Origin of the sequence: Micromonospora sp. CA-263727 (assembly GCF_050942455.1) — a bacterium.
Classification (GTDB): Bacteria; Actinomycetota; Actinomycetes; order Mycobacteriales; family Micromonosporaceae; genus Micromonospora.
Genome location: NZ_CP192031.1, coordinates 3,951,627 through 3,970,186, shown reverse-complemented (window position 1 = coordinate 3,970,186; position 18,560 = coordinate 3,951,627). Strand labels below are relative to the sequence as shown.

General features: G+C 73.1%; 18 protein-coding genes. 15 read left to right on the top strand and 3 right to left on the bottom strand.

Annotated features, from left to right (window positions below):
* Positions 1-278 precede the first annotated feature (278 nt).
* The 12 genes from ACQPYA_RS17450 (at position 279) to ACQPYA_RS17395 (ending at position 12,887) form a co-directional block, all read left to right on the top strand.
* Positions 279-1,166 carry a DUF1684 domain-containing protein gene (locus tag ACQPYA_RS17450; RefSeq protein WP_433528146.1) on the top strand — a complete coding sequence of 296 codons (888 nt, stop codon included), beginning with the start codon at positions 279-281 and terminating at the stop codon, positions 1,164-1,166.
* A 28-nt stretch (positions 1,167-1,194) separates the two neighbouring features.
* The gene (locus ACQPYA_RS17445; RefSeq protein ID WP_433528145.1) at positions 1,195-1,734 is read left to right on the top strand and encodes a flavin reductase family protein; all 540 of its coding nucleotides are present in this window, start codon (positions 1,195-1,197) and stop codon (positions 1,732-1,734) included.
* A 125-nt stretch (positions 1,735-1,859) separates the two neighbouring features.
* Complete coding sequence (locus ACQPYA_RS17440; RefSeq protein WP_433528144.1) at positions 1,860-3,497, top strand: ABC transporter substrate-binding protein; 1,638 nt, start codon at positions 1,860-1,862, stop codon at positions 3,495-3,497.
* Position 3,498: 1 nt separating this feature from the next.
* The gene (locus tag ACQPYA_RS17435) at positions 3,499-4,434 is read left to right on the top strand and encodes an ABC transporter permease (protein ID WP_433528143.1); all 936 of its coding nucleotides are present in this window, start codon (positions 3,499-3,501) and stop codon (positions 4,432-4,434) included.
* A gap of 2 nt (positions 4,435-4,436) precedes the next feature.
* The gene (locus ACQPYA_RS17430; protein WP_433528142.1) at positions 4,437-5,330 is read left to right on the top strand and encodes an ABC transporter permease; all 894 of its coding nucleotides are present in this window, start codon (positions 4,437-4,439) and stop codon (positions 5,328-5,330) included.
* Positions 5,330-6,955: a dipeptide ABC transporter ATP-binding protein gene (locus ACQPYA_RS17425; protein ID WP_433528141.1), complete on the top strand. Its 1,626-nt coding sequence runs from the start codon at positions 5,330-5,332 to the stop codon at positions 6,953-6,955. Before ACQPYA_RS17430 ends, ACQPYA_RS17425 begins: the two co-directional genes overlap by 1 nt.
* 11 nt (positions 6,956-6,966) lie before the next feature.
* On the top strand, positions 6,967-8,175 hold the full coding sequence (locus tag ACQPYA_RS17420; RefSeq protein WP_433528140.1) for an LLM class flavin-dependent oxidoreductase: 1,209 nt from the start codon (positions 6,967-6,969) through the stop codon (positions 8,173-8,175).
* Between the two features lie 15 nt (positions 8,176-8,190).
* Complete coding sequence (locus ACQPYA_RS17415) at positions 8,191-9,546, top strand: NtaA/DmoA family FMN-dependent monooxygenase (protein ID WP_433528139.1); 1,356 nt, start codon at positions 8,191-8,193, stop codon at positions 9,544-9,546.
* Positions 9,543-10,610 (top strand): LLM class flavin-dependent oxidoreductase, encoded by a 1,068-nt coding sequence (locus ACQPYA_RS17410; RefSeq protein WP_433528138.1) that lies wholly within the window; start codon positions 9,543-9,545, stop codon positions 10,608-10,610. Before ACQPYA_RS17415 ends, ACQPYA_RS17410 begins: the two co-directional genes overlap by 4 nt.
* 18 nt (positions 10,611-10,628) lie before the next feature.
* On the top strand, positions 10,629-11,744 hold the full coding sequence (locus tag ACQPYA_RS17405) for an LLM class flavin-dependent oxidoreductase (RefSeq protein ID WP_433528137.1): 1,116 nt from the start codon (positions 10,629-10,631) through the stop codon (positions 11,742-11,744).
* A gap of 104 nt (positions 11,745-11,848) precedes the next feature.
* Entirely contained in the window at positions 11,849-12,295 is a 447-nt protein-coding gene (locus tag ACQPYA_RS17400; protein WP_433528136.1) for a thioredoxin family protein, read from the top strand.
* A gap of 154 nt (positions 12,296-12,449) precedes the next feature.
* Entirely contained in the window at positions 12,450-12,887 is a 438-nt protein-coding gene (locus ACQPYA_RS17395) for a DUF4395 domain-containing protein (RefSeq protein WP_433528135.1), read from the top strand.
* Between the two features lie 90 nt (positions 12,888-12,977).
* Here the strand turns inward: ACQPYA_RS17395 and ACQPYA_RS17390 are convergent, their stop codons facing one another.
* A complete protein-coding gene (locus tag ACQPYA_RS17390; protein ID WP_433528134.1) occupies positions 12,978-13,760 on the bottom strand; it encodes a TetR/AcrR family transcriptional regulator in 783 nt (260 codons plus the stop codon).
* A gap of 84 nt (positions 13,761-13,844) precedes the next feature.
* Between ACQPYA_RS17390 and ACQPYA_RS17385 the strand changes: the two genes are divergently transcribed.
* Positions 13,845-14,798, top strand: a complete 954-nt coding sequence (locus ACQPYA_RS17385; RefSeq protein WP_433528133.1) for an NAD(P)-dependent alcohol dehydrogenase — start codon at positions 13,845-13,847, stop codon at positions 14,796-14,798.
* On the opposite strand, the gene ACQPYA_RS17380 is transcribed toward ACQPYA_RS17385, so the two are convergent.
* Positions 14,795-14,959: a hypothetical protein gene (locus tag ACQPYA_RS17380; protein WP_433528132.1), complete on the bottom strand. Its 165-nt coding sequence runs from the start codon at positions 14,957-14,959 to the stop codon at positions 14,795-14,797. The two genes, ACQPYA_RS17385 and ACQPYA_RS17380, sit on opposite strands and share 4 nt — an antisense overlap.
* A gap of 38 nt (positions 14,960-14,997) precedes the next feature.
* Between ACQPYA_RS17380 and ACQPYA_RS17375 the strand changes: the two genes are divergently transcribed.
* Positions 14,998-16,146 carry a serine hydrolase domain-containing protein gene (locus ACQPYA_RS17375; RefSeq protein ID WP_433528131.1) on the top strand — a complete coding sequence of 383 codons (1,149 nt, stop codon included), beginning with the start codon at positions 14,998-15,000 and terminating at the stop codon, positions 16,144-16,146.
* A 319-nt stretch (positions 16,147-16,465) separates the two neighbouring features.
* Here ACQPYA_RS17375 and ACQPYA_RS17370 read toward each other — a convergent pair whose 3' ends face one another.
* Positions 16,466-16,813 carry a nitroreductase/quinone reductase family protein gene (locus ACQPYA_RS17370; protein WP_433533526.1) on the bottom strand — a complete coding sequence of 116 codons (348 nt, stop codon included), beginning with the start codon at positions 16,811-16,813 and terminating at the stop codon, positions 16,466-16,468.
* 510 nt (positions 16,814-17,323) lie between these two features.
* Between ACQPYA_RS17370 and chvE the strand changes: the two genes are divergently transcribed.
* Positions 17,324-18,460, top strand: coding sequence for a multiple monosaccharide ABC transporter substrate-binding protein (gene chvE, locus ACQPYA_RS17365; RefSeq protein ID WP_433528130.1), 1,137 nt, complete (start codon positions 17,324-17,326; stop codon positions 18,458-18,460).
* The last annotated feature ends 100 nt before the right edge of the window (positions 18,461-18,560 follow it).

Sequence of the window (18,560 nt, the reverse complement as noted above, 5' to 3'; positions counted from 1 at the left end):
CCCTCGATCCTTGCCTGACGCTGGGTGAGGTGACACCGGAACACCGTCGCGACACGTCCCGCCGCCGCGGCCACCGTGGCCCGCCGCGTCGACGCGTCACCTCCATCTCTCGACGGCCGCGGTCGCGTCCTGGTCGACGTCCCATCCATCCAACCGACCGGGTCCCGGCTCATCGCCCCCGGCCGCCAGCCCTGTCGTGCCGCGACCGCCCACCCGCACGGGCCGCCGCAGCCACGTCGCGCCCGCAGCGTCCACCTTCGACGGGAAGGAATCCCGACATGACCCGCACCCACCCGCACGCGGCAGCCGTGGCATCGTCGGCCGGCGCGTCCGAGGGCGGCGACCGGCAGCCCGACACGTTCGTCCGGGAATGGCAGGAATGGCACGACCACCACGAGCGGGCCCTGGCCGACCCGCACGGGTTCCTCGCGGTGACCGGACTGCACTGGCTCGCCGCGCGTCCCCGGCGTTTCCCCGGCGTGCCGGGGCAGTGGCACAGCGGACCGCGCGGCGTGGTCGTCTCGCTGGCCGACGGCGAACTGGTCGTCGTCGACGACCGGCCGGTGACCGGCCGTCACGAGTTCGGCCCGATCGAGGAACGCGACGGCATCACCGTCGGCATCGACGGCGGCGTGCTGGAGATCGCCCGTCGGGGCGGATACGACATCCTGCGGCCACGCCGCCCGGAGCACCCGCTGCGCACCGGCTACCGGGGCACCCCGGCGTACCCGCCGACCACCCGCTGGGTCCTGTCCGGACGGTTCGTGCCGTTCGACACCGCGCGGCCGACCCGGGTCGGCGCGGCGGTGGAAGGGCTTCAACACGTGTACGACGCGCCGGGTGCGGTCGAGTTTGCCGTGGACGGTGTGCCGCTGCGGCTGACCGCGTTCAACGGCAGGTCACCGGGGAGCCTGTCGGTGCTGTTCACCGACGGGACCTCCGGTGTGACGACGTACGCCGCGAACCGGGCCCTGGCGATCGACCCGCCCGACGAGCAGGGCCGGGTGACGCTGGACTTCAACCGGGCCATCAACCTGCCGTGCGCCTACACCGACTTCGCGACCTGCCCCCTGCCACCGGCGGAGAACCGGCTGCCGATCGCCATCGAGGCCGGCGAACAGATCCCGTACGAGCGGCTGGCGGCGGATCTCCCCGCCCAGCCCTAGCCACCTCCGACCGCCCCCGGGAGGACCCATGACCCCGCCCACCAACGTTCAACCGCCCGTCGACGCCAACGCCGAGGAGATCCGGACCCTGCTGCGCCACCAGGCCAGCACCGTCACCGTGGTCACGGCGCCGGGACCGCCCGCGGTCGGTTTCACCGCCACGTCCTTCACGTCGGTGTCGCTGTCGCCGCCGGTCGTGTCGTTCTGCCTGAACCTCGACTCGTCCAGTTGGCCCACGGTGGCCGCCGCCCGGCACGTGGGGGTGCACCTGCTCGCCCAGCACCAGCAGGAGCTCGCGCGCACCTTCGCCACCAGCGGGATCGACCGGTTCGCCGCGCCGACCCGCTGGCTGACCGGGCCCGAGGGGGTACCGATTCTCGACGGCACCCTCGCCTGGCTGCTCTGCCGGGTGGTCGACCGGGTGACCGTCGGCAGTCACGCCATCGTGCTGGCCGAGCCGGAACTGGTGCGGAGCCCGGACACCGGCTCGCCGCTGCTCTACCACCGGGGTCGCTACACCGGCCTGGCGGCCGGCTCCGACGGCTGGGCCGGGCGGATAGCCGCCTGACCGGAGCGGTTCACCGCCTGCGTCGACCATCACGACGGCACCCGCATCGAAGCGGCGGCCCGCAGCACCGTGCCGGCCGGGACGCCGTCGTACCCCTTCTGCCTGAATGGACAGGAGAGTTCGCCATGCCCGTCCGCCGCTCACCCGCCCTCGCCGTCGCCCTACCCCTGCTGCTGCTCGTCACCGCCTGTGCCAGCACCGCCGCGCCGTCCGCCGAGGCCGCTGGCCAGCCCCGCTCCGGCGGCACCGTCACCTGGGCGATCGAGACCGAGCCGATCACGCTCAACCCGCACCAGTATGCCCAGGCCAAGGCCCGTCTGCTGGTGTGGAACAGCTTCGAGGCGCTGCTCGCCTACGACGAGCGGGGTGACCTCGTCCCGTGGCTGGCCACCGGCTGGCAGGCGGCACCCGACGGTCTCGCCTACACGTTGACGCTGCGCGACGGGGTCACCTTCACCGACGGCGTCCCCTTCGACGCCGCCGCCGTCAAGGCCAACTTCGACAAGCTCCGCGAGGCCGGCTACGCACCGGGCGTCGCCGCCGTGCAACTGCGCAACCTCAAGGCCGTCGAGGTGGTCGACCCGCGTACCGTGCGGCTGGTCCTCAGCGCGCCGGACGTGCTGATCCTGGACTTCCTCGCCTCGCCGCAGGGCGCCCAGGTCTCGCCCCGGTCCCTGGTCGAAGCGAAGAACCTCAAGGCCGGCGGCACCGACGTCGCGGGCACCGGCCCGTTCCTCCTCGACCGGTACGTCCCCGGCCAGGAACTGCGCTACGTCCGCAACCCCACCTATGACTGGGCGCCACCCACCGCCCGCCACACCGGACCGGCCCACCTCGACGGCATCACCTACCGCTTCCTCAAGGAGTCCGCGGTCCGGGTCGGCGCGCTCACCTCCGGTCAGGTGCACCTCGTCGAGGGCGTACCCGCCACCGACGTGCCCCTGGTCACCGCAGACCCACGGCTGCGGCTGACCCGGGAACTCAACTCCGGCTCGGCCTACTCGTACTACTTCAACACCTCCCGGGCACCCTTCGACGACCTGCGGGTCCGGCAGGCGTTCCGGGAGGCCGTCGACGTGCAGACGGTGCTGACCGCCGTCTACCGGGACACCGCCACCCGGGCCTGGAGCGTGGTCAGCCCGGCCAGCCCGCTCTACGACAAGCGCCTGGAGGGCGGCTACGGCGGCGACACCGCCAAGGCCAACAGCCTCCTCGACCAGGCCGGCTGGGCCGGGCGCGACGCCGACGGATACCGGGTCAAGGAGGGCCGGCGGCTCACCGTACGGCTGCTCCAGGCCGCACCGTTCGTCCGCGACCGCCGCGACGTCCTCGCCCAGGCCGTGCAGGCCGCCGTCAAGCAGAGCGCCGGCATCGACCTCAAGGTCAGCCTGGTCGACCAGGGCACCGCCCAGGAGGCCTTCGACACCAACGAGTACGAGGTCTTCGACAACTCGCGGGCCGACACCGACGCCGGGGCGGCGCTCAACCTGCTGCTGCACTCCGGCGGCGGCATCAACCGGACCCGGGCCAACGACCCGCGTGTCGACCAGTTGCTGGAGCAGGGGCAGGCCACCGCCGACCCGGCCCGGCGGGCCGTCCTCTACGCCGACCTGCAACAGCGGGTCGTCGCCGAGCAGGCCCTGGCGCTGCCGCTCTACGCCCCCGCCGACCAGATCGCCGCCAGCACCGCCGTCGGTGGCGTCCGGTTCGAACCCACCGCCGGGGTACCGGCCAGCGCGTACGACCTGTGGATCGGCCAGTGACATGGCACGGCCGCGACTGCGGGAGGTGATCCGCCGGGTCGGCGCCGGCCTGGCCGTGCTCTGGGCCGCGGCCACCGCCGCCTACCTGGTGCTGTTGGCCGCGCCCGGGGAGACCGTGGACAGCATCATCGGCGACGGGGCGGACACCCCGCAGATCCGCGCCGAGATCGTCGCCGAGTGGGGCCTGGACCGCCCGGCCGTCCTGCAGTACCTCGACTACCTGTGGCGGCTCGCCGGCGGCGACCTCGGCCGGTCCTACCTGTTGCAGCGGCCGGTGGCCGAGGTGATCGGCGAGCAGCTCGGCCCGACGCTGCTCCTCGCGGTCACCGCCGCCGGGCTCGGCGTGCTGCTGGCGCTGGTCATCGCCGTCGTCACCGCCGGCGACCGCCGGCCCTGGCTGCGCCGGGTCAGCTCCGGCACCGAACTGCTGCTGGTCTCCACCCCGCCGTTCCTGATCGGAATCGTGCTGCTCAGCGTGCTGTCGTTCCGGTTCGGGCTGTTCCCGGTCGCCGGCGACCAGGGCCTCGCCGCGCTGGTCCTGCCGGCGGTCACCCTCGCCCTGCCGATCGCCGGGCTGCTCGCCCAGGTGCTCCGGGACGGCATCGACCGGGCCCTGGAGGAGCCGTTCGTGCTCACCGCCCGCTCGCGCGGACTGCGGGAGCGGGCGGTACTGCTGCGGCACGCGCTGCGGCACGCCACCCTGCCGGCGGTCACCCTCGCCGGCTGGCTCTTCGGCACGGCGCTCGGCGGCGCCGTCATCGTCGAGCAGGTGTTCGGCCGCCCCGGCCTGGGCCAGGTCACCCTCACGGCGGTGACCAGCAAGGACATGCCGGTGGTGCTGGCCGTGGTGACCCTCTCCGCCGCCGTCTACGTGGTGGTCAGCACCGCCGCCGACCTGGCGTACCTGATCGTCGACCCGCGGCTGCGAAGGAGCTGACGATGACCGTGACGTTCGGCGGCGTACCGGCCGGCGCCGTCCGCCGCACCCCCGCCGCCGAGTCGGCGGCACCCGCGGCCGGCCGTCGCCGCCGGCCCCGGATCGGGCTGCTCGCCGCCGGGGCGTACCTCGCCGTGCTGCTCGTGGCGGCGGTCTGGCCAGCCGCCCTGGCCCCCGGCGACCCGCTCGCCGCCGACCCGCTGCGGGTGCTGTCCCCACCGGACTCCGGGCACTGGTTCGGCACCGACCAGCTGGGGCGGGACGTCTGGACCCGGGTGGTGCACGGCGCCGGGCACTCGCTCACCATCGGAGTCGCCGCGACCGCCGTCGCGGTCACCGCCGGGGTGCTGCTCGGCCTGCTCGCCGGGCTGCTGCACCGGCTCGCCGACGAGGCGCTCAGCCGCTCCTTCGACGCGCTCTCGGCGTTCCCGATCCTGCTGCTCGCACTGCTGTTCATCGCCGTCGCCGGCCCGGGCACGGCGAGCCTGATCGGCGCCATCGGCCTCGCCGCCCTGCCCCGTTTCGCCCGGGTGGTCCGGGGACAGACCCTGCTGGTACGCCGCTCCGGCTACGTCGAACAGGCCGTCACCTTCGGACTGTCCCGGCCCCGGCTGGTGCTGCGGCACGTGCTGCCCAACGCGATCGGCCCCGTCCCGGTGCTCGTCGTGATCGGGCTCGGCGAGGCGATCATCATCGCCGCCGGCCTGAGCTTCCTCGGCCTGGGGCCGCAACCACCGTCACCGGAGTGGGGCGCGATGCTCTCCGAGGGACGCAACTACCTCCAGGTGGCCTGGTGGATCAGCGTCCTGCCCGGCCTCGCGGTCACCGCGACCGTGGTGTCGCTCACCGCCCTCGGCCGGCACTGGCAGGCCCGCCTCGACGGGCGGCAGCGCTGATGGGCGGCCCGCTGGTCGCGGTCGAGGACCTGCACGTCACCTTCGACACCCCGACCGGCGAGGTCGCCGCCGTGCGGGGGGTCAGCCTCACCGTCGAGGCGGGCGAGTGCGTGGCGGTCGTCGGGGAGTCCGGCTCCGGCAAGAGCGTGACCGCGCGTACCCTGGTCGGTCTCGCCGGCCCCGGCGCCCGGGTGCACGCCGCCCGACTGGAACTCGCCGGCATCGACGTACGCGGGCACCGCCCCCGGGACTGGCGGCGGTTGCGCGGCCGGTTCGCCGGGCTGGTCCTCCAGGACGCCCTGGTCTCCCTGGACCCGCTGCGCACCGTCGGTGCCGAGATCGCCGAGGTGCTGGCCACCCACGGCATCGTCGGCCGTCGGGAACGCGCCGGCCGGGTCCGCCATCTGCTCGACCTGGTGCACGTGCCGGAACCCGACCGGCGGGCCCGGCAGTACCCGCACCAGCTCTCCGGCGGCCTCCGGCAGCGCGCGCTGATCGCCTCGGCGCTGGCCGGGGAGCCGGCCCTGCTGATCGCCGACGAGCCCACCACCGCGCTGGACGTCACCGTGCAGGCGCAGATCCTGCACCTGCTCGCCGAGCGGCGGGCCGCCGGGCTGAGCCTGCTGCTGATCAGCCACGACCTCGCAGTGGTCGCCCAGATCGCCGACCGGGTCCTGGTCATGCGGGACGGGCAGGTCGTCGAGGAGGGGCCCACCGCTCGGCTGCTGCGGGCACCGGAGCACCCGTACACCCGGCAACTGCTCGGCGCGGTGCCGTCGGCGTCGTCGCGCGGCCGGCGGCTCGCCGCCAGCGCCGGTGCTGCCCGGGTCGAGCTGCCGCCCCGACCGGAGGTCCGCCGTGGCGACCCGGTTCTCGACGCGATCGGGCTGGTCAAGAGGTACGGTCGGCACACCGTCGTGCGGGACGTCAGCCTCGCCGTCGCCCGGGGCGAGACGCTCGGGCTGGTCGGCGAATCCGGTTCCGGCAAGAGCACGGTGGCCCGGATCGTCGCCGGCCTGCTCGATGCCGACACCGGCACGGTCACCTTCGAGGGTGAGCGCTGGAGTGGGGTGCCGGAGCGGACCCGTCGCCCTCGTCGCCGCCGGCTTCAGGTGATCTCGCAGGATCCGCTCGGCTCCTTCGACCCCCGCTGGACCGTCGGGCGGGTGGTGGCCGAGAACCTCGACCCGAGCCTGCCCCGGGCCGACCGGCTCGACCACGTCGTCGGCCTGCTCCGGCGGGTCGGTCTCGGTCCGGACCTGCTCGGCCGCCACCCCCGAGGGCTCTCCGGCGGGCAGCGGCAACGGGTCGCCATCGCCCGCGCCATCGCCCCCCGCCCCAGCCTGCTCGTCTGCGACGAACCCGTCTCCGCGCTCGACGTCTCCGTCCAGGCCCAGGTCCTCGACCTGCTCGCCGACCTGCGGGCGGTCGACGGCACCGCCCTGCTCTTCATCTCCCACGATCTCGGCGTGGTGCACCACCTCGCCGACCGGGTGCTGGTCATGCAGGACGGCGAGGTCGTCGAGCAGGGCCCGGTCGGCGACGTCTTCAACTACCCCCGGCACGACCACACCCGTTCGCTGATCGCCGCGCTGCCGGCGCTCGTCACCACCGGCCGACCGTAGGAGGCCCACCCGTGCCCGACTCCACCCTGCATCTCGCCGTCGCCCTCGACGGTCTCGGCTGGCACCCCGCCGCCTGGCGGCTCTCCCCGGCCGAACCCACCGCGCCGCTGACCGCCCGGTGGTGGCTCGACCTGGCCGCCGAGGCCGAACGCGGCACGCTGGACCTGCTCACCATCGAGGACGGTCTCGCGGTGCAGTCGTCCCGGCCCGACGGCCCCGACGGCCGTACCGACCAGCTCCGGGGACGCCTCGACGCGGTCCAGATCGCGGCCCGGATCGCCCCGTCGACCCGGCACGTCGGGCTGGTCCCGACGACCAGCGTGACGCACACCGAGCCGTTCCACGTGTCCACGGCCGTGGCGACCCTGGACTACGTCAGCGGCGGACGGGCCGGTTGGCGCCCCCGCGTCTCGGCCACGCCGGCCGAGGCCCGGCACTTCGGCCGGCGGGACGTGCCACCGATCGACCTGCGTCGGCTCGACGACCCGGCCACCGCGCGGCTCGTCGAGGAGCTGTTCGCCGAGGCCGCCGACGCGGTCGAGGTGGTCCGCCGGCTCTGGGACAGCTGGCAGGACGACGCGGTGATCCGGGACGTGGCGACCGGCCGGTTCGTCGACCGGGAACGGCTGCACTACGCCGACTTCACGGGCCGGTGGTTCGCGGTGAAAGGACCGTCCATCGTGCCCCGGCCGCCGCAGGGCCAGCCGCCGGTCGCCGCGCTGGCCCACGTGCCGGTCGCGTACGCGTTCGCTGCGGCGCAGGCCGACATCGTCTTCGTCACGCCGTCCGACGCCGACCACGCCGCCGCGATCGTCGCCGAGGTACGTGCCGCCGAGACCGCCGCCGGACGTACCGGCCCACCGCTGCGGATCCTCGCCGACCTCGTGGTGCTGCTCGACGAGACGCCCACGCTGGCCCGCCGGCGACGGGACCGCCTCGACGGCCTCGACGGCGCGGAGCACGTCTCGGACGCGGCCGTCTTCACCGGCACCCCCACGTTGCTGGCCGACCTGCTCGCCGACTGGCGTCGGTCCGGCGTGGACGGCTTCCGGCTGCGCCCTGCCGTGCTGCCCGACGACCTCACCACGATCGCCCGCGCCCTCGTGCCGGCGCTGCGGGACCGGGCTCTGTTCCGCACCCGCTATCCCGGCGGGACCCTGCGCGACCTGCTCGGCCTGGCCCGACCGGCCAACCGCTTCGCCGCCGCGTCGCCCGCCTGACCTGAGGAGACCGCCATGCCCAAGCAGATCATCCTCGCCGCGCACTTCCCCGGCGTGAACAACACCACCGTGTGGAGCGACCCCGAGTCCGGCAGCCAGATCGACTTCGCCTCCTTCGTGCACCTGGCCCGCGCCGCCGAGCGGGGCAAGTTCGACTTCTTCTTCCTCGCCGAGGGACTGCGGCTGCGTGAGCAGCGCGGCCGGATCCACGACCTGGACGTCGTCGGCCGGCCGGACACGCTGACCGTGCTGGCCGGCCTCGCCGCGGTCACCACCCACCTGGGGCTGGCCGGCACCCTGAACACCACCTACCGGGAGCCGTACGAGCTGGCCCGGCAACTGGCCAGCCTCGACCACCTCTCCGGCGGCCGGGCCGCCTGGAACGTGGTCACCACCTCGGACGCCTTCACCGGGGAGAACTTCCGCCGGGGCGGCTACCTGGACCGGTCGCTGCGCTACCAGCGGGCCGCGGAGTTCGTGCGTACCGCCCGGGAGCTGTGGGAGTCGTGGCAGCCGGACGCGGTGGTGGGGGATCGCGCCGCCGGTCGCTACCTCGCCACCGCCGAGGCCGGGGCCTTCGCCCACCGGGGCGACCAGTTCGACATCTCCGGACACTTCACCGTGCCCCGCAGCCCGCAGCTGCACCCGGTGATCCTCCAGGCCGGCGACTCACCGGAGGGCCGGGAGTTCGCCGCCGGCAGCGCGGACGCGATCTTCTCCCGGCACGGCACGCTGGAGGACGGCCAGGAGTTCTACCGGGACGTGAAGTCGCGCCTGGCCCGGCACGGCCGGGCAGCCGACGAACTGAAGATCATCCCTGGGGTCACCTTCGTGCTCGGGGCCACCGCCGCCGAGGCCCAGGAACGGGCCGCCCACATCCGCCGCCAGCAGGTCTCCCCGCAGACGGCGATCCTGTTGCTGGAACAGCTCTGGAATCGGGACCTGTCCGGCTACGACCCGGACGGCCCGCTGCCCACCGACGACCCGCAGGTCTCCGACGACTCGATCAGCAAGGGGCGGACCCGCCTCTTCGACGACCCGGTCGCGACCGCCCACCGGTGGCGCGCGCTGGCCGAGGAGAAGAACCTCGGTATCCGGGACATGGTCATCGAGGTCACCGGTCGGCAGTCGTTCGTCGGCACGCCAGGGGAGGTCGCCGAGCGCATGAACCACTTCGTGCAGGCCGACGCCGCCGACGGCTTCATCCTGGTGCCCCACCTGACCCCCGGCGGCCTGGACGAGTTCGTCGACCAGGTGGTTCCGCTGCTCCAGGAGCGCGGCGTCTTCCGGACCGAGTACACCGGCGCCACGCTGCGCGAGCACCTCGGCCTGCCGGCGGCCCGACCGGTCCGCGCGGAGGCAGTGGCATGAAGTTCCTGCTGATCACCCTGATCGCGCACCTGCCCGACCCGGTCACCGGCCGGCTGCGCAGCACCACCGAACGGTTCCGCGACGTCGTCGAGGGCGCGGTGCTCGCCGAGGAACTCGGCTTCGACGGCTTCGGCGTCGGCGAACGGCACGAACGGCCCTTCATCTCCTCCTCGCCCCCGGTGGTGCTCAGCCACATCGCCGCGAAGACCAGCACCATCCGGCTCTTCACCGCGGTCACCACGCTGAGCCTGCTCGACCCGGTACGCGCCTACGAGGACTACGCCACCCTCGACCATCTCTCCGGCGGCCGGCTGGAACTGATCATCGGCAAGGGCAACGGCACCGCCCAGGCCCAGCTGTTCCACGTCACCCCCGCCGACCAGTGGGACCGCAACCGCGAGGGATACGAGCTGTTCCGTAGGCTCTGGCGGGAGGAGAGGGTGACCTGGACGGGCCGGTACCGGCCGTCGCTGACCGAGGCGGAAACCTGGCCCCGACCGCTGCAACAGCCCATCCGGGTCTGGCACGGCAGCGCCACCAGCAGGGACTCGGTCGACCTCGCCGCCCGCCACGGTGATCCGATCTTCTCCGCCAATGTCACCAACCCCGTCGAGCCCTACGCGGAACTCGTCCGGCACTACCGGGACCGCTGGGTCCACTACGGCCACGATCCCGCCGACGCGCTGGTCGGCGCCGGCACCGCCGGGTTCTACGCCGCCCGCACCTCGCAGGAGGCGATCGACACCTACCGGCCCATCTATCAGGCCCGCCTGGAGGCGTTCCGCCGGCTGGGCGTCGCACCGGTCTTCCCGACCCTGGAGGACGCCGTGGAACGCAGCTCGATCCTGGTCGGCAGCCCGCAGCAGATCATCGACAAGGTGTCGCGCTATCACGCGGCGCTCGGTCACGAGGTGATCCATCTACCGACCGACCGCGACGGGCTCACCGACGCGGAGCACCGGGCGAGCCTGGAACTCTTCCAGGCTGAGATCGCGCCCGTGCTGCGCCGGGAGATACCCAGCCGCCCTCTGCGCCCCCCGTCGTCCGCCGCCGTGACGGCCTGAGTGAAGTTAGGAAGCGCCATGCCACCCACCCCGCTGTCCGTGCTCGACCTCGCCCCGGTGAGCGCCGGGCGCACCGCCGGCGACGCGCTGCGCGCCACCGTCGATCTGGCCCGCCGGGCCGAAGACCTCGGCTACCACCGGTACTGGCTGGCCGAACACCACCTCGCCAGCGGGGTGGCCAGCTCCGCCCCGGCGGTACTCATCGGGCAGGTCGCCGCCGCCACCAGCACCATCCGGGTCGGCTCCGGCGCGGTCCAGGTGGGTCACCGCACCGCGCTGTCCGTGGTCGAGGAGTTCGGCACCCTGGACGCCCTTCATCCCGGCCGCATCGACCTCGGGATCGGTCGCTCCGGCCAGCGCCGGGTCGAGGCGGTCCAGGCGCAGTCTGCACCGGTTCCAGCACCGGCGCGGGTGGTCGACGGCCTGCTCATCCCGCCGCCGTTCGCCTACGCGCAGGTGCTCGCCTCACCGAGGTTCGCCCAGGCCAGCGCCCTGCTGCACCAGCCCGGCGCGGTACCGCCGCCGTTCGCCGGGCAGGTCGCCGACATCCTCGCCCTCATCCGGGGCGACTACCGCGACGCCGACGGGCTCGACGCGCACGCGACGCCGGGGGAGGGCGCCGACCTACAGGTCTGGCTGCTCGGCAGCAGCGGCGGGGAGAGCGCCCAGCTCGCCGGGACGCTGGGCCTGCCCTTCGCCGCCAACTACCACGTCAGCCCCGCCTCCGTGCTCGACGCGGTGAGCGCCTACCGGGCGGCGTTCCAGCCGTCGCCGGTGCTCGCCCAGCCCTACGTGATGGTCTCCGCCGACGTGGTGGTCGCCGCCACGGACGACGCGGCCCGGCGGCTGGCCGCCCCCTACCCGACCTGGGTACGCAGCATCCGCACCGGCGAGGGGGCGATCCCGTTCCCCCGGCCCGAGGACGTCGCCGGGCAGCCCTGGACCGACGCGGATCAGGATCTGGTCGCCGACCGGGTGGACACCCAGTTCGTCGGTTCGCCGGAGACGGTGGCCGCGCTGCTGCGGACCCTGCGCGACGTCACCGGCGCCGACGAACTGCTCGTCACCACCATCACCCACGACCCCGCCGACCGCGCAACCTCCTACGACCTCCTCGCCAAACAATGGCTCTGAGAAGGAAGGGCCCCCTGTTAACGCCTGCTGTAGAGCAGGGCCCCCTCTTAACACCAGGCAGGTGGCGGAGGCGGCCCGCCACCACGGCGTGGCAAGCTAGAGCGGTGCGAGACCCCGGGCTGATCAGGGCGGTGGTGCTGGCCGGCGTGCTGCTGGCGGCCACCGTCGTCGGCGTGTGGCACAGCCGGCGCAACGGGCGGATCCGAGCCGTGTCGTCGTCGCCGGCCGCTGGTCCCTCCGCCGCGCTCGCTGGCCTCGGCGTCGTCGCCGGCGGGCCGACGCTGGTGCAGTTCTCCTCGGCCGTCTGCGCGCCCTGCCGGGCCACCCGACGGGTCCTGGACCGGGTCACCGCCACCGTCAGCGGGGTGCGTCTGCTGGAGGTGGATGCCGAGCAGCACCTCGACGCCGCGCGTGAACTGGGCATCTGGCGTACGCCGACGGTGTTGCTGGTGGATGCCGGCGGTCGGGTCGTCCGGCGGGTCTCCGGGGTGCCGGACGCCGGTCAGCTGGCCACGGCGTTGCGCGAGTTGACCGCCGGGGTGACCCGGTGAGGGCCGTGGCGCTCACCCGCCGCCGGACGGTGGACCATGGCCGGCTGGCGGCCAGCCTCTGTCGCCCCGACCGTCGCCGCTGACCGTTTCCGTACATCCCTCCGTGCCGGTGCCGGCCACCCGGCCCGCCGTGCCCAAGCCCCCAGGAATCGCCATGCTTCTCGATCCTCGTGCGCCCCGGTTCGCCGCGGCCGTCACCACCGTCGTGCTCGCCGCCGCCCTGCTCGGCGGCGGAACCCCGCTGCTGTTCGTCCAGGCCGTGGTCTTCGCGATCACCGCGGCCAACCCCCGCCTCGGCCCGTACGGGCTGCTCTACCGCACGCTCGTCGCTCCGCGACTCGCCCCGCCCAGCGAGCTGGAACCGGCCGCTCCGGTCCGGTTCGCGCAGGTGGTCGGCTTGGTCTTCGTCGGGGCGGCGCTGGTCGGCCAGCTCGCCGGACTGCCGGTGCTCGCCCTGGTCGCGACGGGCGCGGCCCTGGCTGCGGCGTTTCTCAACGCCGCGTTCGACCTCTGCCTCGGCTGCGTGGGCTACCTGGCGCTGCGCCGGCTCGTCGGCCGCCCGCTCGCGGCCCGGGTCCCGGCCGGTTCCTGACCGGCCGGTCCGGTGCCCCGGCGTCGCGCAGCCGCCGGGGGCCGGAACCGGTCACGACGTCATGCCGGCGGCCGGAGAGCAGCGCGGCGGCTACGGCGGGCCCAGCCGACGGCCGGCGGCGTTGGCGCCTGGTCCGGACACAACACCGGCGTCCGGACCAGGCTCTGCCGGGCCGGATCGCGGTCTGGGATCCGCCTCGCCCGCCCGGGGGTCCTCCGGCAGCCGCTGACCGGCGAGGTGCCGTTCGAGGCTGTCGAGGATGAGGTCGAGACCGAACCCGAACTCGTCGCCGTAGCTGTAGTTCCGGCCGACGACCTGGTTGGTGATCATCTCCACCAGGTGTGGGTACTCGTCGGCCGGCAGCGCGTGTCGGATCTCGTCGACGAACCCGTCCGCTCCCCCGTCGGCCTCGAACGGGAGGTTGAGCTCGGTCAGCACGAAGCCGTACACGTAGGCGTCGATCGCCGAGAACGCGTGTGACGCCAGGGTGACCGGGAAGCCGTTGCGTCGCAGGCAGGCGAGCACGGTCTCGTGGTGCCGCAGGAGCGCCGGCAGGGGTGAGCGGCGCGACTCGACGAGACCCAGGGCCCAGGGATGCCGGGACAAGGCGCGCCGACTCGACTCGGCGCGTTCGGCCATCGCCGGCCGCCACGGCCGCTGCGGGTCGGGCAGCTCGATCTGCGTGAAGATCCAGTTCGCCAGGCCGTCGAGCAACGCGTCCTTGCCGGCGAGGTGGTGGTAGAGCGACATCGCCTCGACACCGAGCTCCTTGCCGACGTTGCGCATGCTCACCTGGGAGATCCCGCCCCGGTCGGCGACCCGGACCGCCGCCTCGATGATGCGGTCGTGGCTGAGCGCTGGGCGACGGGCCATCACAAACGTTTCTCCGGTCCTGATTGCCGACTTACGGTCGTAAGGTTACCATCCAACCAGACTTACGAGCGTAAGGAGAGCCCGGTGCTGGCAGCAGTCATGGATCGATACGGCACGCCCGACGTGGTACGCGTCGCCGAGGTCGCCCGGCCGGTACCGGGCGCTGGCGAGGTGCTGGTGCGGGTCAGGGCGTCGGCGGTGACCTCGGCCGACTCGCGGATCCGGGGCGCGCGGTTCCCGGCCGGGTTCGGCGTCCCGGCGAGGCTGATGTTCGGCGTCGTCCGGCCCCGCCGCCCGACCCTGGGCGGCTCCTTCTCCGGCGTCGTCGAGCAGGTCGGCTCCCGGGTCGGTGACGTCGCCCCCGGTGACGAGGTGTGCGGCATGACCGGCCTCAGCCTCGGCGCGCACGCCGAGTACGTGGCGGTGCGGGCGGACCGGCTCGCCCGCAAGCCCGCCGAGGTCACCCACGAGGACGCCGCCGGGCTGCTCTTCGGCGGCAGCACGGCGCTGTTCTTCCTGCGCGACAAGGCGGGCCTGGGCCCGGGCGCCTCCGTGCTGGTCAACGGCGCGTCCGGTGCGATCGGCACGAACGCCGTCCAGCTCGCCCGGCACTTCGGGGCGACGGTGACCGCGGTGACCAGCGCGGCAAACGCCGAACTGGTCAGCAAGCTGGGCGCCGAGCGGGTCATCGACTACGCCGACGGCGGCCTGGCCGCCACCACCGAACGGTTCGACGTCGTGCTGGACGCGGTCGGCAACCTGCCGATCGACTCCGGTCGGCGGCTGCTCAGCACCCGGGGCGTGCTGCTGCTCGTCGTGGCGGGCCTGGGGGAGACCCTGCGGGCGCGCGGCAACGTGGTGGCCGGAGCCGCGCCCGAACGGGTCAGCGACTTCGACCTCCTGCTCGGTCTCGTCGCCCGCGGCGAGATCACCGTCGTGCTCGACCAGATCTACGACCTGGCGGGCATCGCCGACGCCCATCGCCGCGTCGACACCGGCCACAAGGTCGGCAACGTCGTGGTACGCGTAACGCGCTAGGGAGTGGCCGTCACCGGGCCGGCGGTGCGGTCGTGGTGGACCGTGATCGGGCCGGTGGGTTCGCCGACCAGCTCGCCATAGTTATGGTCGGCGATGCCACCAGACGTACGATGGCCGGTGCGCTCGGCGCGTTCCAGGGTCAGTGGGGGACGGCAGTTCATCAAGGCCCTCCGCCAAGGCTCCGTGAAGGGATAGCGGGTTGATCGACAGTCAGATCCACGGGGTCGCCGACGACGGCTTCGGCCGGGTCGCCGACGTGTTCCGGGACAACTTCGCCCACCACGGCGAGGTGGGCGCGGCGGTCTCCGTCTACCGGGCCGGCCGCAAGGTCGTCGACCTGTACGGCGGGCTGGCCGATCCCCGGTCCGGCCGCCCCTGGACCGCCGACACGCCCGCGGTCGTCTTCTCCGTCACCAAGGGGATCATGGCGATCTGCGCGTACCGGCTGGTGCAGGAGGGCCGGCTCGACCTGGACGCCCCGGTCGTCCGCTACTGGCCCGAGTTCGGCCAGCACGGCAAGGCGGAGATCCCGGTACGGTGGCTGCTCACCCACCAGTCCGGACTGCCGGCCCTGGACAAGCCCTTCACCCGGGAGGAAGTGCTCGCCTGGGACCCGGTGATCGCGGCGATCGAGGCGCAGACCCCGCTGTGGCGGCCCGGCACGGCGCACAGCTACCATCCGATCACCTACGGCTGGCTGATCGGTGAGGTGATCCGCCGCATCACCGGCGAGCTGCCCGGCGTCTACTTCGCCCGGGCCCTCGGCGAGCCGCTGGGCCTGCGTACCTGGATCGGCCTGCCGGCCGCCGAACGCGGCGCGGTCGCCTGGATGCTGGCCCCGATCGGCGACCCCGGCCCGGCCAGCCACCCGGTCGCCGAACGCGGGATCACCATGGGCGGCGCGTTCGCCTTCCCCGCCGACGACGACGGCCTGGTCAGCTTCAACGACCCGGCGATACAGGCCGCCCAGATCCCGGGCGCGGGCGCGGTCAGCACGGCCGAGGGGCTGGCCCGCCTCTACGCCGCCTGCGTCTCCGAGGTGGACGGCCCGCGCCGGCTCGCCACCGCGCACGTCGACGACGCCATCGTGGTCCGGGCCGCCGGCCAGCAGGTGTACGGGGACCCGGATGCGGGACACCGGTGGGGGACCGGCTTCCTCGTCCACTCGGTGCCGCGCCCGATGCTCGGCGTACGCAGCTTCGGCCACGACGGCGCCGGTGGGCACCTCGCCTTCGGCGACGACACCCACCAGGTCGGTTTCGGTTACGTGGTCAACCAGATGGGCGGCATCGACGACGAGCGCGCCAACCGGCTCAGCGCAGCGGTCCGGGACTGCCTGGGGGAGTAGTGCTGTTCCGTGGGCGAATGGTGACTGTCCACGATCCCGGGTGCGCACCTCAGTGGGCGTTGGTTCCGTGGGCCGGGGCTGGCGGGTTGGTGCTGCTCGGCTGCTGCTGCGTGGGTTGAGGCAGCGCAAAGGACGGCCGAGGGCAACCGCGCCGTCGTCCGGTACCGGTGACGCGGCGTAGCTGTCTCACCGGATTCCCGGACGCTCGCTCAGATCGTGGGAGCGGCGCCGCGCGGGGTGCTGTTCCCTCGTGGTGCCGGATCTGGATCGGAGAGGTCAGCGTGGTCGCGGCGGCGAACGTCGCCGATACTGGCCCGGCTCAGGCTTGGTGCAGTTGTACGGTGACGCTCACGCGTCCCTGTCCGTCGCGTCGAGCCACCGCGTGCCCGGTCCGGTTGACGCCGTCGAGTTGCAGGGCGATCGGAGCGCCGTCGCCGAGGAAGTTCCGCCACCAGTTCTTCGAGTCCGCCATCATGACCTTGATCGTGATGGTCTCGCCGGTGCGTCGGTAGCCGACAGGCGTGCTGAAGGTGCGGCCCGAGCGGCGGCCGGTGTACGTGACGACCGTCAGGCCCCGGCTGAGCAGACGGCCCAGCAGCGGAGCGGAGCGCAGCGCCACGACGGCGGAGTTGACCCGGTCGACGACCCGCCTGGTCCGCGGTCCCATTCGTTCCAACAGAGCCTCCACAGGCGACGGACCGTTGCCGGTGAGAGCCGGCCACGGCAACACCACGACCCTACCGGGGATCCGCCGCGCCCCGCGGCCGTGGGTGGCTCCGACACCGCCGGCCGAGCCGGTCGGCTTCCGGGCCGACGCCGCCGGGCCGGGGACACGGTGGTGCGTCAGGACGGTCGGGCTGCGCGGGGCGGTCCGGTGTGGGTGTCGCGGGATGTGCCGGTCCGGTTGCGGTCCGTCGTCGACGCCCGACCCCGACCAATCCGTGCCTGTCGATGAATGTCGACGATCCGGCCCGGGCAACCCATTGATGTCGCTGCGTTTCCACCGCTCTGACCTGCGGCAACCTGGCCGATCGGAGGAGCGGTTTGTTCGTTACGAGACCGTGACCGCCGGATTTCGATCGCGGTGTTGACGCTGGCTATGTGAGCGCTAACGTTTGGCGTCCAAGTGCGACCCGCGCAGGCGTCTGACGGCGCTAGTTCCAGATTGGGGAAGCCAGTGAGCAGAAGAGTCCTGGCCGTTCTCGGTAGCGCCGTGCTGGCGCTGAGCATGGCGGCTTGCAGTGGCGATGGGGCCGGCAGCGGTGGGAACGGCGGTGACAAGCCCGCCGACCTGACCATCGGTGTCTCGATGCCGACCCAGACCTCCGAGCGGTGGATCGCCGACGGCAACGCGGTCAAGGAGAAGTTGGGGGCCAAGGGCTACAAGGTCGACCTCCAGTACGCCGGTGACGACATCCCCACCCAGTCCCAGCAGGTCGACCAGATGATCACGCGGGGCGCCGACGTGCTGATCATCGCGGCGATCGACGGCACCGCCCTGAGTGGACAGTTGCAGGCGGCGGCGGACGCGAAGATCCCGGTCATCGCCTACGACCGGCTCATCCGGGACAGCCCGAACGTCGACTTCTACGTCAGCTTCGACAACTACAAGGTGGGCGTCGCGCAGGCCAGCGCACTGCTGGTCGGCCTCGGTGTGCAGAACAAGGACGGCTCGAAGGGCACCGCGACCGGGCCGTTCAACATCGAGCTCTTCGCCGGATCGCTCGACGACAACAACGCGCACTTCTTCTTCAACGGCGCGATGGACACCCTCAAGCCCTTCATCGACGACGGCACGCTGAAGGTGAAGTCCGGGCAGACCAAGATCGAGCAGGTGGCGATCCTGCGCTGGCAGCAGGAGGGCGCGCAGAAGCGGATGGAGGACCTGCTGACGTCGAGCTACAACGACCGCAGCAAGGTCGACGGAGTGCTGTCGCCGTACGACGGCCTGTCCCGCGGCATCCTCACCGCCCTACAGAACGCCGGTTACGGTGGAGCCAACAAGATGCCGGTGGTGACCGGGCAGGACGCCGAGATCGCGTCGGTCAAGCTGATCAACGACGGGGTCCAGAACTCCACCATCTTCAAGGACACCCGCCTCCTCGCCGACCAGGCCGTGGTCGCCGCCGAGGCGTTCCTCCAGGACAAGACGCCGGAGGCCAACGACACCAGCACCTACAACAACGGGGTCAAGGTCGTCCCGTCGCACCTGCTGCCGGTGCAGACCGTGTTCAAGGACGAGATCAAGCCGATCCTGATCGACTCCGGTTACTACACCGCCGAGGAAGTCGCCGCCGGCCAGGCCAAGAGCTGACGGCGCGGTGCCGGGCTCGGCTGCGGCGGCCGTCGCGGGGCCCGGCGCCCGCCTCGCATTGACTACCCTCCAGACACGACGAACTAGACGCTCAGGACGG